We start from the raw sequence: 13,947 nt of genomic DNA, 5'->3' as shown, positions 1-13,947 counted from the left end.
CGTTGTCTGCAATCCGTAATATATAACCTATAAATCCTCATTCATTATGTATCTATTTTTACAACAATATTGGTGGCTTATCGTTTCCCTGCTGGGAGCCATACTCGTATTCCTGCTGTTCGTGCAGGGAGGCAACTCATTATTATTCTGTCTGGGCAAGACGGAAGAACACCGTAAGATGATGGTAAATTCCACCGGACGCAAATGGGAGTTCACATTTACCACGCTGGTTACGTTCGGAGGCGCTTTCTTCGCCTCTTTCCCGTTGTTTTACAGCACCAGTTTCGGTGGCGCCTATTGGCTTTGGATGATTATCCTTTTCAGTTTTGTGCTGCAGGCGGTAAGTTATGAGTTTCAGAGCAAGGCTGGAAACCTGTTGGGGAAAAAGACATACCAGGCCTTTTTGGTGGTTAATGGAGTCGTAGGCCCCCTTCTGCTCGGCGGGGCGGTGGCGACATTCTTTACCGGGTCCGACTTCTATATCAATAAAGCGAATATGACAGATACCGTTATGCCGGTCATCAGCCATTGGGGAAACGGATGGCACGGGCTGGATGCGCTGGCCGATATCTGGAATGTGATATTGGGACTGGCGGTATTTTTCCTTGCCCGCGTTTTGGGTGCGCTTTATTTCATCAATAATATAGACAATAAAGAACTGACGGACAAATGCCGTCGTGCGGTACTCAATAATGCCGTCTTGTTTCTGGTGTTCTTCCTCTCGTTCGTGATTCGTACATTAGTGTCCGACGGTTTCGCCGTGAATCCCGAAACACAGGAAATCTATATGCAGCCGTTCAAATATTTCATCAACTTTGTCGAGATGCCGCCGGTATCGGTTCTTTTCCTTGCCGGAGTAGTACTGGTGCTTTTTGGAATCGGTAAAACCATCCTTAAAAGTACGTTTGATAAAGGCATCTGGTTTACGGGAGCAGGCACTGTGCTGACCGTGCTGGCATTGCTGTTGGTGGCCGGATATAACAATACCGCCTATTATCCCTCCTATACGGACCTGCAAAGTTCATTGACTTTGTCCAATAGTTGTTCCAGTGAGTTTACGCTGAAAACAATGGCATACGTGTCTATTCTCGTTCCGTTCGTGCTGGCCTACATTTTCTATGCGTGGCGAAGTATCGACCGCCGTAAGATTACAGAGAAAGAGATGGAAGAAGGAGGACATTCCTACTGAAAACCGGTGAAAGTTAAATGAATATCTGAATCCGCCATCTGAAAAAACGCCGGAAATGAAATTCCGGAATAGAAAAGAAAAATATCCTTGCCTGTAAGCGGCAAGTTGAAAATACGGTAATTCCCTTGTTTCAGTCCCGGTTCCTAGCAATGTGAAGACCGGACGCAAGGGATTATCTTCAAAAGATTTCAAACGGCGGGAGTAATATTTCCCGGAGATACCTTTATATGACAGGCAAGGCAAATGGCTCGAAATAGAAAAAACGGGACAGCCTTGCTTTTACTTTATAAACTGTAACCTATTTATAAGCATAACTTTTACCTTTGCATATGCGACAATCGGGATAAACAATCCTTGATTAATTGTCAAAAGAAAGACAGGAACGGTAAATTTAAGGTATAGTATAAAAAATCCCCCTGTTCCAGCTTTCATTCGTCAGAATACAAAGCAAAGACAGGGGGATTTTTCCTTTTCGGGGACAACCTCGATTATTTGAGCCGCCCTTTTTCCCTTTTATTTGTTTACTACATTTTCCGGTGTCCCGGCGATGTATGACTGTAGATTGCTTATAGTCATATTCATCAGACGCTCGCGGGCCTCTGTCGTAGCCCATGCAATGTGAGGAGTGATGTAGCAATTCTTTGCCGTCAGCAGCGGATTGTCGGCACGGGGAGGTTCCGTAGAGAGCACATCGACCCCTGCCGCATATATTTTCCCGCTGTTCAATGCATCTGCCAAATCTTGCTCGTTGACGAGCGGCCCGCGTCCCGTATTGATTAAGATAGCGTTCGGTTTCATCATGGCAAGGCGGCGGGCATTTACCAGTTCGTGCGTTTCCGGAGTAAGCGGACAATGGAGGCTGATGATGTCACATTCGCTGAATAATTGGTCCAGGTCCATCTTTTTGATTTCCGGAGGTAACTGGAAATGGGATTTGGAAGTAAATGCATATACCTGCATCCCGAAGCCGATGGCGACGCGGGCTGTCGTATATCCCGTATGTCCCAGTCCCACCAAACCGATTTTCTTATCCCTCAGTTCCAGTAAGGGAGTGTCCCAGAAACAGAAATCCTTGTTGCCGGCCCAACGTCCTTTGCGGACTTCCTCCGAATGATGCTGCACCTGCTGCGTTATATTCAGGATATGCGCAAATACCATTTGGGCGACGGATGCCGTGCTGTAAGCCGGAATATTGGTGACGATGATGCCGCGCTCTTTGGCGGCAACCGTATCGACCACATTATATCCGGTGGCCAGTACGCCGATATATTTCAGTTCGGGCAAGGCAGCCATCTTCTCAGCGTTGATGACAACTTTGTTCGTCAGAATCACTTCCGCGCCTGCTGAACGTTCCACCACTTCTTCGGGGGCAGTACGGTCGTAAATCGTGCACTCTCCGAGTGCTTTCAAACCTTCCCAGGATATATCTCCGGGATTGGCGGCAAAGCCGTCTAAAATAACAATCTTCATTTTCTATTTATATTAATATATTTACGTATTTGGCGTTCCCATAGGGATTCCGGCCGGTTTATCCGTCTGATTCCGTCCCTTCTCCCGTCTCGTCGCCATCTCTTATTTCTTAAACTTGTCTCCCCACAACTGCTGCATGCGTTCGGCATGTTTCTGTTCGGCAGGATTGTTTTGCGGTTGCCATATCCGCTTGTCTTTCAATTCGTCCGGCAGAAATTGCTGTCTGACAAAATTACCTTCGTAATGGTGGGCGTATTTATACTCCTGCCCATATCCCAACTGTTTCATCAGTCGGGTCGGCGCGTTACGCAAATGAAGCGGTACAGGCAAATTTCCGGTAGAGCGCACCACCTCCAATGCATCATTAATCGCGTTATATGCAGAATTGCTTTTAGGACTGGTCGCCAGGTAAATGGTGGTTTCCGCCAAAGGGATTCTTCCTTCGGGCCAACCGATTTTCATCAATGTGTCGAAACAGGCATTGGCAAGAAGCAATGCGTTCGGGTTTGCCAGCCCGATGTCTTCCGCAGCGGAAATGACAAGTCGCCGGGCGATGAAAGCCGGGTCTTCCCCCCCTTCCACCATCCGTGCCAGCCAATAGATTGCACCGTCGGGGTCGCTGCCGCGGATAGATTTGATAAAAGCCGAAATGATGTCGTAATGCATTTCGCCGTCCTTGTCATAGGCAAGAGGATTCTGTTGCAGCCGTTCTGTCACCATATCGTCAGTGATGACAACCGTGTCTTCGGAATCCGATTCGACCACGAGCTCCAGTATGTTCAGCAACTTGCGCGCGTCTCCGCCGGAAAAGCGCAACATGGCGGTAGTTTCTTTCAATTCGATTTTCCTTTCCTTCAACAGGACGTCCGTAGTGACGGCGCGTTGCAGGAGTTCCAGCAAATCCTCTTTCTCCAGAGATTTGAGAACGTAAAGCTGGCAACGGGACAGGAGAGGGCGGATAACCTCGAATGAAGGATTCTCCGTAGTGGCGCCGATTAATGTTACGGTTCCGTTTTCCACAGCCCCCAACAAAGAGTCCTGCTGCGATTTGCTGAACCGGTGGATTTCGTCGATGAACAGAATCGGGCTGGACTGTGAGAAGAAACGGTTGCCCTTGGCGCGGTCAATCACTTCACGGACGTCTTTAACGCCGGAAGTCACGGCACTCAGCGTATAAAACGGAGTTTCCAGCTTATTGGCGATAATCTGCGCCAAGGTCGTTTTTCCTACTCCCGGAGGCCCCCAAAGAATAAATGATGAGATGCGTCCGGCGTCAATCATCTTCCGCAGGATAGCACCCGGCCCCACCAGATGTTTCTGGCCGATGTATTCATCCAGGTTTTTGGGACGTAATCGTTCTGCTAAAGGTTGCATAATTTTAGAATACCATTAATACCATGAAACGGATACCGCTTTTGTTGATACCCGGATTGTCACGGTAGGTAAGACGATGTACATATTCGATGTGCAGTAACTTGAAGATATTGTAGATACCGACACTCGCTTCCACGTAAGGGACTTTCGAGTCCATTACGAAACTCGTGAATTTGCCGTCGCGCGTCGGAAAACGGAACAAGTCGGGATTGTTGCTTTTAAACGGATTGTTTTTATCCGTCAGCGTTCCCCACAATGCACGTACACGGAACATTTCCCTCCATTTCAGATTCTTGAGCAGAGGGATGCGGTTGAACAGCTTTCCGTTCATGTCATAAGATACGGACATGGAGGCGAAGCGGTCGTTCAGGAATTCCATGTTGTTAATCAGGCAGAATGTCTCCCGTTGAGTGATGTATGAAAGATTTGCCTCCGGCAGGATTAATAGCGGGAAGGGGACGGTGTTCCATTCCGCACCGGCTTTTACGCTGCAATCCACCTTTCCCCAAGATGCGGGAAGCCAGAAACGTTTCCAGATGCTTGCTTCCGTGCGGTTGAAATTATATTCTCCGCCCAGCACGCCCTTGAAGCCCATCGCATGGGTTAAAGTGAAAATCGGGGCGTCCAGCGACACGGGGATGCGGCGCTGCTTGGAGTTCACGAACGATTCGCCCGGTGCGTAACGTAATGTCAGGCTGGCTTCGGAAGTCGTAATGTCGTGTACACGTGTCTGTGCGGCGTCATTCCTCAAATATTCCAGTTTGCCGGCAGGTTCGTCGTTACGGTGGCGGAGCATGGCTTTCACGCCGAATCCGGCAGGGGTCTCCAGCTCGTAATTGATGGTCGCGTCGCGCATGTATGACATCTGGTCCACCGTTGTCGTTTTCAATGACAGGAAGATGTTGTCTTTATCTGTAAACAAGAACTTGTCCATCGGCGACATGACATCGTAACTGTACGTTGCCGAGATGTAATGCTTGGGAAATTCCCATACCACATAATCCCGCTTATTGAATGAATAAGTAAGAGTCCCGCTGTATTTCCAGCGTTGGTCTTTCAATCCGTACGCCCCGTAACCGCTCAGGAACCAGTGCTTGTTGAGATTGGCGGTAGTCATGCCGCTCAAACGGAAACGGGTCCCGTCGATGTAGTTGCTCGAAATCATGGTATTGATAGGCCCTATGTCAAATTTATTCGGACGGTCTTTGCCGGACGTCTCCACGAAGTTCTCAATCAGGGCCTTTGCGCCGAAGATTATGTATTTGAATCCGGGAATCTGTTCGAGGCGGTTGACGAACAAGTCCATCGTACTTTCCTTTTTAGTCAATGGCACTTGGCGCACGCTTGCCCAGTATTCGTCGCTTTTCGACAACATGTCCGCTTCTTTGATGACATCGCCCTTCAACCGGAAATATCTCGGCTCTATCGGGTCAAACCGGTAATTGGTATATTTCGTGATACGTTCCACCTGCAGTCCTCCCGCCGTTTTGTTGGAATTCCATGAAAGGTCTACGGTCATGTCGTCGTCGGACAACACCCAGTTCCCGTTGGGCAGTTGTTCGTATTGCTGCACGATGTCCATGCGGTTGACGAAATTGACGCCGGTCTTTTTAGGCAGGTTCATGGTGCACTTCTGCACGGCGTAGGTGGAGTCGTTCAGAACGTAAAGGTGTCCGGTGAAACCGAAATCCTGTGAGTTCTGCGGTACGAAAGTAAGATGCACGCACTCGCGTCTGTTGACCATTAGCGTGTCCATCAGATAGAATTTGTAGAAAGAGATGGCGCTGCTGCCGATAGGGCTGACGAAACGTTGTTGCAGCAGGCGGATGTCGTCGTCGTAAATATTGATGTCGGCGAAAACATCTTTCAGCACAGTGCCGAGCATGTCTCCCGTATTGAAGAATTCTTCAATGCCGTTGGAATTTTTTCCTTTGATGATTGTCTTTTTGCTTTCCGGATTTTTACGGTAAATCGTTTGTGAGGCTGTCTCTTGTACCGAGATGGGGAGAATCAGCTTGTGGGTGGTTTCGGAAACCTCCACCTGGTCTTTCAGGAAGGAATACCTTTTGTAGATTCCCCTTTCCAGCTTCTCCGGCGTGAGGTCGTTGATAGACATTTTCATCTTCTCGTACTTGTCATACTGGTAGTAATCGTTCACTTCAAGGACTTGCGCCTTTTTATGTTCGATGACTTTTTTCATGAATTCAACTGCCGGGTTGTTCTTGCGCGAGTATTTTTCTTTCTTGGGTTTTACCACTACTTCGTTCAGCATGACATTGTCCGGAGACAGTTGTACGTTGACCGTCTGGTTGCCATAGCCCACTTTGACGGTTTTGCTGGTATAGCCCACAGCGGAGAATACAAGCGTCCCTCCGTTTTTACGGGCTTCGAGCGTGAATCCTCCGTCAATATCGGTGATAGTTCCCATATCCCGTTTTTCCTGGTAGTAAACGGAGATATACATCAAAGGTTCATGGGTTACGGAATCTGTGACAACCCCTTTTATTTGCTGCGCAAAAGCATTTGAACCTGTCAGTACGAGTAAGAACAGTATAAATATTTTGCTATATCGTTGTATCATAACGTTCGTAGTAGGGCTGCAAAGTTAACAAATAACTCTAAGGATAGGAGAATATATAACTTTTTTTACCCATCATTTTTTGTTATTTACAAGCTTTTATTACCGGATAATGGGTAGAATGCGGGCGAAGCCGTTTCTCGTTCCGTATGTTTTTTATGTATGGCTGCGGGTTGATACCGGTTTGGCAACATCTCTAAAATGACAACTCATACAGGAATAACAAAGGGACAAGTAAACTTATTCAGGTTAAAAAAAATATTGAGTAAACGAACTTAGGTGTAACAAGCGAAATTGTCAATTGAATCCGGTATATCCATCCGGTACAGTACAGAGCGGGAGTGCCGAATAAGGGGAACGGAAGTTTCGTCAGGGAGAAACTAGAGTTTCCATTATAAGAAACTGTAGTTTCTACCGTATGAAACCATAGTTTCCTCACTGTCGAAACTATAGTTTCTGGCGGTGAAACAAAACGTTTCATCTATTGGAACAAATTGTTTCAATAGGATGAAACTTCCGGCTTATTATACTCTTTGTTCCGGATATGCCGTATCGGAGGGGTGTAGCGTGCCGGATTTGAATTGGAAACTTTGACTGGTATGCCTGAAACAGCGGTTCTTCTTCAATTGGTTGGAAGAAGAACCGGATAAGTGTTGTTGCCTGGATTTTGTCCTTTCGGATTGGTTTGCCGGGAATTACCGGATGTGGAGACCGGACCAGGAGAACGGAATCCGGCAGCCGGCGGGCGGTGTTATTTGCTTGTCAGAATTTGTACGATGCGTTCGGCGGTGCGTCCGTCCCAGCGTTCGGGGAGTACGCCTTTTTTCCATTCGCCTTTCATTAACGTATCCATCGCTTTGGCAAGCCCGGCGGGACTTTCTCCAACCAGTTCGTTGGTTCCCATGCGCCATGTTTCCGGATGTTCGGCATAGGTATTCAGCGTGATGCAGGGAATTCCCAGAAAGGTTGCTTCTTCGGCGACGTTGCCCGAATCGGTTATGATGCCTTTTGCCTTGCTGATGAGGAATCCGAAAATGAGGTAGCTCTGCGGAGGCATGATGTGAAAGTTCGGAGCTTCGATGTCCAGTCCTTTGATGGCGTTGCGCACATAGGTGTGCAAAGGGGCGACAACGGGCATTCCCGCCGATTTCTCTATCAGGGTCTCAATGAGCCGGCGCAGGTTTTCCTTATTGTCAAGCAGTGCGCGGCGGTTGAGGGTGAACAGGAAATATTGTCCTTCTTCCAGCCCCAAGACGGGAAACCAGACAGGTTTGAGCAGTCTGTTGCGGTTATAGCGGATGGTGTCTATCAGGATATTTCCTACATAATATACATTTTCGCTTTCCGTTCCCGTTTGGTTCAGGTTGCGGTTGGCAACCATTCCGGCTGTGAACAGATAGTCGGACAGGCCGTCCGTTATCATGCGGTTCACCTCTTTGGGCATCTTCATGTCGAAAGAACGGGTCCCCGCTACGAGATGCGCGACTTTTATCCCTTGCTTTTTGGCTACAATCGCGCAACTCATGGTTGCCGTGAGGTCATCTACCACCAGAACGACATGTGCCGGGTTCTCGGTCAGTTCGTGTTCGAAAGCCATCATGATTCCCGCCGTCAGGTTTGTCGGGTTGTTGCTTTCTACTCCCAGATATACATCGGGACTCTTCATGTCAAGGTCGGAAAACAGGGAGGCGTCCAGGCTGGCATCTTCTTTTTTGCCGGTATATACCAGGCGGCAGGAAATGTTTTTGCCTAACGCCCGCGCTGCTTCAACGGCGCGTGTGATGGGAGCTATCTTCATGAAATTGGGGCGTGCCCCGGCGACAATTGTTATTTTCATATCGTTTCTGTCAAATTCGATTAATTCCGTAGGCAAAAGTACATTTTCTTACGGAATTTATTCGTTACTTTGCAGGGTAAATAACAAATATATGCCCACATTCGTTCAAATTCTTGATTTTATAGGCACATTTGCCTTTGCTATTAGTGGTATCAGGCTGGCTTCGGCGAAACGTTTCGACTGGTTCGGGGCTTATGTCGTCGGGTTTGCTACGGCAATCGGCGGCGGTACGATACGCGACCTTTTGCTGGATGTCACTCCCGGCTGGATGACAGATCCGATTTATCTGATTTGTACGGGAGTAGCCTTGTTATGGGTTATCTGTTTCGGCCGTTGGCTGATTCGCCTTAACAATACTTTCTTTATTTTCGATACGATTGGATTGGCGCTGTTTACGGTGGTCGGTGTGGGGAAAAGCATTTCCCTGGGCTATCCGTTTTGGGTGGCTATCATCATGGGCAGTATAACGGGAGCCGCAGGCGGTGTGATGCGGGATGTCTTTATCAATGAAATCCCGCTGATTTTCAGGAAGGAGATTTATGCGATGGCATGCGTCGTGGGCGGCATTGCCTACTGGGTTTGCGACGTTGCCGGCATGGAATCCTACGCATGCCAGTTGATAGGCGGGACAGTCGTTTTCCTTGCCCGTATCTTAGCCGTGAAATATCATATCTGCCTGCCTATATTGAAAGGCGGTGAAGATACGGAGGATAACGGAGCGAAAAAGGGATGAGGAAAGGGAGAAAAACGGTTTACTCTTCCTTTAACTCCAGTTCTCCCTGGAAACTGATGGATTGGCGGTTTTGCATATTGACGTCGATGCTTGCCGAGCCGTTTGAATATACTTTTATCCTGAACTCGAAATAATCTTCCGGACTCCGGGCTGTAAACTTGATGACGGGATTTCCTTTCTTATCTGTTTTCATGTCATACTCTTTGAGGGGGGCGCTGAAATTGAGCCCGTCGCCTCCGCCGTAGGGAATGCTGTAGGCCCGGCCGTAGTACGGTAAATAGGAAATAACCGAGTCGTTCCTGATTGCCAGTGAGTAGGAGCTGGTCAGCGGTATGGTACGTCCGCGCATGGGTATGGCTGTGTTGACTTCTATCTTGTAGTTCTCGGATATGATTTGCTTTTGCACGGCTTCTTTTTTCTGTTCCTTTTTTTCTTTCTTGTTTTGGGCGGAAAGAGGGGGAAGGCACGCCAGCAGGGCCAGCAACAACATCAGGATTGGTTTTCTTGTTTTCATGTCAGTTATATTTAGGTTGATACATCCGCATAGCGGGATAATCCGTATCGGGGTATAGTTGCCGTTGGAGCATTGATACCGTCTTTTCCGTGATATGAGGATACCGGTTGCTTGGGACAACATGGATTACCGCAATAAATATACTAAAAATCAGTGCTGCCTGGGGTATTATTTAATGAAAATTAAATAGAAACGCCCGGTATGGCGGAAGATTTTAGAATTGTTCCAGTATGGCAATTCTTTTTTCGATAGGGGGATGTGTGGCAAACAATCCGCTGAGTCCGCTGAAAGCGCTTTTTGCCTGTTTGCCGGGATGTTGGATAAATAGCTGCGCCACGTCTTCACGTTTGACGGCTTCTATGTCCGGGTCGGCGGATATTTTCCGCAAGGCGCTAGCCAGAGCTAACGGATTTTTTGTCATTTCCGCGGAGCCTGCATCCGCCATGTATTCGCGTTTGCGTGAAATGGCGAAACGCATCAGGCTGGCGAATAAGAAACCGATGGCGGCTACTACCAGAGCGATGAGCATGATGATTAGGACGCCTCCGCCGCCGTTTTTGCTGTTGCTGCGTATGCGCACGTGTGTGATGGTGTAGAAAGCGATTTGTGCCAGCATGGAGAAAATGCCGACAAACACAATGGAGACGATTAGTAGGCGTACGTCATGGTTACGTATATGGGTTAACTCATGTGCTATGACGGCTTCCAGCTCTTCATCGTCCAGTTTATTGATAATGCCTTGTGAGAGTGTGACGGTATAGCTGCGTTCATTAATACCGCTCGCGAAAGCGTTCAGGGAGTTGTCATAGATGATATTGATTTTCGGCATCTTCATTCCCTGTGACATACAGAGGTTCTCAACCAGGTTATAAACGCGCTTGTTTTCTTTGCGGTCCAGCGGTTTGGCGCCTGTGGCGGCTTTGATGATGTTCGTATTGGTCCAATAGGCTATCAGGAACCAGACCAGTACGCCTCCCATCGTGTAGGGGAGGGCGGAAAGGAAGAGATAGTTGATGACGGGTATCATTCCCATTTCCGTTTCCGTGTTGTTCCCTCCTCCGAGAAGAACCAGCAGGTAGCAGGACAGGTAAAGAAGGGCGGCGACCAGGCAGGGGAAAAGGAATAGCAAAAAGACGGAACGCCGGTTGTTGCGGCTTTGCTGTGTCTGGATTCCTACATATTCCATAATATATATGTATGTTTATGGCGGGGGTGAAAACGGCTCTCCGGCTTAAAAGCTGATTTTGGGAGCTTCTTCCAGGTTGGCGCGTTCGTTTTTGCCCAAGTCGAACATGATTTCTTTCCGGAATCCGGTCATTCCGGCGATTATGTTGGAAGGGAATGTCTGGACGGCATTGTTATATTCTTTGGTGGCGGAATTGAAATACCGGCGTACCGCCGCCAGTTTGTTTTCCACGTCGGCTATTTCTTCCTGTAATTGCAGGAAGTTCTGGTTTGCTTTCAGGTCGGGATAGGCTTCCAGCGTAATCTTCAGTCCTGACAGGGCGGATGACAATTGGTTTTCCGCAGCTATCTTTTCGTCTATGGTTCGGGCGCTGACCGCTCCGTTACGTGCCTGAATCACCCGGTCGAGCGTTTCTTTCTCATGGGCGGCATAGCCTTTTACGGTGTCTACCAGTTGTGGAATGAGGTCATGGCGTTGTTTCAACTGTACGTCGATATCGGCGAATGCGTTTTCGCGGTTGTTTCTCAGTTTCACCAGGGAGTTGTACATGGAAGCGAAAATGATTCCCAGCAGTACGATGATTCCTATAATAATGAGTGTAGTCATGGTCTTTATTATTTAAAAATATTAATCAAAAGTAGGTGATTTGTTTTTTATAGCCAAACGGAACGGAATAAAAATCATTAATTACCACCCGAAAACTATCTAAAAGCACCCGAAAACTGTTATTTGATAGAATTAACCCCTTAAAAAAGACGGATTTCCCCCTGTTCGACAGCTAAAATACCCTTAAACTTGCATCATCGAGAAAAACGAAATATTAACCATAAAACCCTTAAAGTATGAGAAGTTTAAGTTTCAGAAAAGATTTGATTGGAGTTCAGGAGGAGTTGCTTCGTTTTGCATATAAGTTGACCGCCGACCGCGAAGAGGCGAATGATTTATTGCAGGAGACTTCTTTAAAAGCGTTGGATAATGAGGAAAAATATGTTCCGGACACAAATTTCAAAGGATGGATGTACACGATTATGCGTAACATCTTTATTAATAATTACCGGAAGATTGTACGCGACCAGACTTTTGTGGATCAGACCGATAATTATTATCATCTGAATTTGCCGCAGGACTCCGGGTTTGCGAGTACGGAAGGGGCTTATGACCTGAAAGAGATACATCGTATTGTCAATGCATTGCCTAAGGAGTATAAGGTCCCGTTTTCCATGCATGTGTCCGGATTCAAGTATCGTGAGATTGCCGATAAGCTGGGACTCCCTCTGGGGACTGTGAAAAGCCGCATCTTTTTTACCCGCCAGCGGTTGCAGCAGGAATTGAAAGATTTTGTATAAAGTATAAAGAAGCGTTGCCGATACATTCTGATAAGCTTGTTGATACAGGAAGGCTTGTCGGTAGGATAGGGAGGAGGGGGACGGGTTCGTCTTGATGTGCGTACCCTGTGGATTCTGTTATTTTATTACCCGGTATGTGGCGAGGAACCTCTTTCATTTACAGGAAGTCCGGCTCTTCGCCATGTGCTATATGCGGTTTTCTGCTGTTTGGGGATATTCTTTAAATGTATGTTTCATCAAAAGGGGAGTGTGTCGAAACTCGGATGAACACTCGGAACAGTTACGGATTGGAACTGATAAACATAAAAGTAGCCGTATCGTTACTTAAAATGAAGTGTCCCCAAAAGTTTTGTGTCTAACTTTTGGGGGCACTTCAAAAATAGAGTTGATACGGTTTTTTTATTGCCGATGAAGAGTGTCGGGTTTCAGATGGAGAGTGCCAAGGTTTCAGATGAAAAGTTCATTTCCTCTGAAATTGAATTTTGACATACCCCCATAGTCCTGTAAGACAAGTTTCGGAATTAGTTCACTACAACTTTTCTTTTTTAATATGTATGCCTATACTGTGATATTTAATGTTGTAAATGTAAATGTTTCGAAATAGAAGAATGAAGTGAACCTTGATTTTTTCTGTCTATCTTGCAGGGATTGTTTTGTTTTTTCTATATGGGACAGCCTTCTTTATAAATTTATGGGCTGTAATATAAGAAATCCCCGCTATTCTCCAGCCTTCATTCATCAGAATGCAAGACAAGAATAACGGGGATTTTTCTTTTTAAAGTTTCAGTCTATAAGATTTCCGACTTTCAGTTTCTATTTTGAAACAGTCTTTTCAAAGTCGGACACCCCTCTTGCCGTTACTTACCTTTAATTGGCAGCCGCTTGCGCGTCTCTAATCATCTGCTCACTTGCATACATGTACACTTCTACACGGCGGTTTTGTTCCCGGCCTGCTGCCGTATCGTTGCTGGCAACGGGGTCGCTTTCGCCCAAACCTTCCACGCCTTTGATTTGGCTGGAGGATACGCCGCAACTTAACAGGTAGCTGGCTACGCTCTGCGCACGTTCTTGAGACAGGTTCAGATTCTTTTGCTGGCTTTGTGCGGCGGTACTGTTTTTCCAACCCTGGTTATCGGTATATCCGTAGATGGATACGTCCATGTCCCGGTTTTGATTCAGTACGTTATTGGCGAATTTGCTCAGGGCGGATTTCGCGGCGGCGCTCAGGCTGGCATTGCCGGTAGTGAAAAGGATTCCTGAATCGAATGTAACTTTTACGGCTTGCAGTCCGTTATTGTCCGTTATCTGTTCTACTTGAGCTCCTTCGATTTGTTTGGCTTCCGCTGCCGCTTTGTCCATCTTCTTTCCGATGAGAGCGCCGGTTCCCGCACCTACTGCCGTGCCGATGGCAGCACCGATGGCGGCTCCTTTGCCTTTACCGATAACACCTCCCAGAATAGCACCCAGAGCAGCACCCGAACCTCCGCCGATAGCAGCGCCTTTGCCGGTGTTGTTCATACTTGCACATCCACTGAATATCATGGTTATACTCATGAAGAGAACCATAAATTTCATCTTGTTCATAATGTTGATGTTTTTAATTGTTTAATAAAATCTGTTTCTTGTTTTAAATAACAACACAAAGATACATATTATTTGCCAAGGTGGTACTTTTTAAGTTAAAATAACTGGGAATCCATCGGCAAAATCCGGAGAAATA

11 protein-coding genes are annotated in these 13,947 nt (G+C 47.1%); 3 read left to right on the top strand and 8 right to left on the bottom strand.

All coding sequences use genetic code 11. From position 1 onward, the window contains the following. Window positions 1-46 precede the first annotated feature (46 nt). A complete protein-coding gene (locus Q5076_RS09240) occupies window positions 47-1,189 on the top strand; it encodes a cytochrome d ubiquinol oxidase subunit II (protein ID WP_303012649.1) in 1,143 nt (380 codons plus the stop codon). Between the two features lie 513 nt (window positions 1,190-1,702). Here Q5076_RS09240 and Q5076_RS09235 read toward each other — a convergent pair. The 4 genes from Q5076_RS09235 to Q5076_RS09220 all read right to left on the bottom strand — a co-directional run bounded on the left by Q5076_RS09235 (window position 1,703) and on the right by Q5076_RS09220 (window position 8,448). Further along, the gene (locus Q5076_RS09235; protein WP_303012648.1) at window positions 1,703-2,659 is read right to left on the bottom strand and encodes a D-2-hydroxyacid dehydrogenase; all 957 of its coding nucleotides are present in this window, start codon (window positions 2,657-2,659) and stop codon (window positions 1,703-1,705) included. A 102-nt stretch (window positions 2,660-2,761) separates the two neighbouring features. Next, complete coding sequence (locus tag Q5076_RS09230; protein ID WP_303012646.1) at window positions 2,762-4,033, bottom strand: replication-associated recombination protein A; 1,272 nt, start codon at window positions 4,031-4,033, stop codon at window positions 2,762-2,764. A gap of 4 nt (window positions 4,034-4,037) precedes the next feature. Beyond that, window positions 4,038-6,614, bottom strand: a complete 2,577-nt coding sequence (locus tag Q5076_RS09225) for a DUF5686 and carboxypeptidase-like regulatory domain-containing protein (RefSeq protein ID WP_303012645.1) — start codon at window positions 6,612-6,614, stop codon at window positions 4,038-4,040. A gap of 748 nt (window positions 6,615-7,362) precedes the next feature. Continuing rightward, window positions 7,363-8,448: a UDP-N-acetyl glucosamine 2-epimerase gene (locus Q5076_RS09220; RefSeq protein ID WP_303012644.1), complete on the bottom strand. Its 1,086-nt coding sequence runs from the start codon at window positions 8,446-8,448 to the stop codon at window positions 7,363-7,365. 91 nt (window positions 8,449-8,539) lie between these two features. On the opposite strand from Q5076_RS09220, the gene Q5076_RS09215 reads away from it, so the two are divergent. After that, on the top strand, window positions 8,540-9,181 hold the full coding sequence (locus Q5076_RS09215; RefSeq protein WP_303012643.1) for a trimeric intracellular cation channel family protein: 642 nt from the start codon (window positions 8,540-8,542) through the stop codon (window positions 9,179-9,181). 19 nt (window positions 9,182-9,200) lie between these two features. Here the strand turns inward: Q5076_RS09215 and Q5076_RS09210 are convergent, their stop codons facing one another. The 3 genes from Q5076_RS09210 to Q5076_RS09200 form a co-directional block, all read right to left on the bottom strand. Continuing rightward, window positions 9,201-9,695, bottom strand: a complete 495-nt coding sequence (locus tag Q5076_RS09210; RefSeq protein WP_303012642.1) for a DUF4251 domain-containing protein — start codon at window positions 9,693-9,695, stop codon at window positions 9,201-9,203. A gap of 214 nt (window positions 9,696-9,909) precedes the next feature. Next, window positions 9,910-10,881 carry a M48 family metallopeptidase gene (locus Q5076_RS09205; RefSeq protein ID WP_303012641.1) on the bottom strand — a complete coding sequence of 324 codons (972 nt, stop codon included), beginning with the start codon at window positions 10,879-10,881 and terminating at the stop codon, window positions 9,910-9,912. Between the two features lie 45 nt (window positions 10,882-10,926). Further along, window positions 10,927-11,487: a LemA family protein gene (locus tag Q5076_RS09200; protein WP_303012640.1), complete on the bottom strand. Its 561-nt coding sequence runs from the start codon at window positions 11,485-11,487 to the stop codon at window positions 10,927-10,929. Between the two features lie 236 nt (window positions 11,488-11,723). Here Q5076_RS09200 and Q5076_RS09195 point away from each other — a divergent pair, with 236 nt between their 5' ends. Continuing rightward, entirely contained in the window at window positions 11,724-12,227 is a 504-nt protein-coding gene (locus tag Q5076_RS09195) for an RNA polymerase sigma factor (protein ID WP_303012639.1), read from the top strand. A gap of 867 nt (window positions 12,228-13,094) precedes the next feature. On the opposite strand, the gene Q5076_RS09190 is transcribed toward Q5076_RS09195, so the two are convergent. Continuing rightward, complete coding sequence (locus Q5076_RS09190) at window positions 13,095-13,811, bottom strand: OmpA family protein (RefSeq protein ID WP_303012638.1); 717 nt, start codon at window positions 13,809-13,811, stop codon at window positions 13,095-13,097. Between the last annotated feature and the right edge of the window lie 136 nt (window positions 13,812-13,947).

Origin of the sequence: uncultured Bacteroides sp. (genome assembly GCF_958445495.1) — a bacterium.
Classification (GTDB): Bacteria; Bacteroidota; Bacteroidia; order Bacteroidales; family Bacteroidaceae; genus Bacteroides.
Note: the sequence above shows the minus strand (reverse complement) of the source record. Positions and strands in the feature narration are given on the sequence as shown.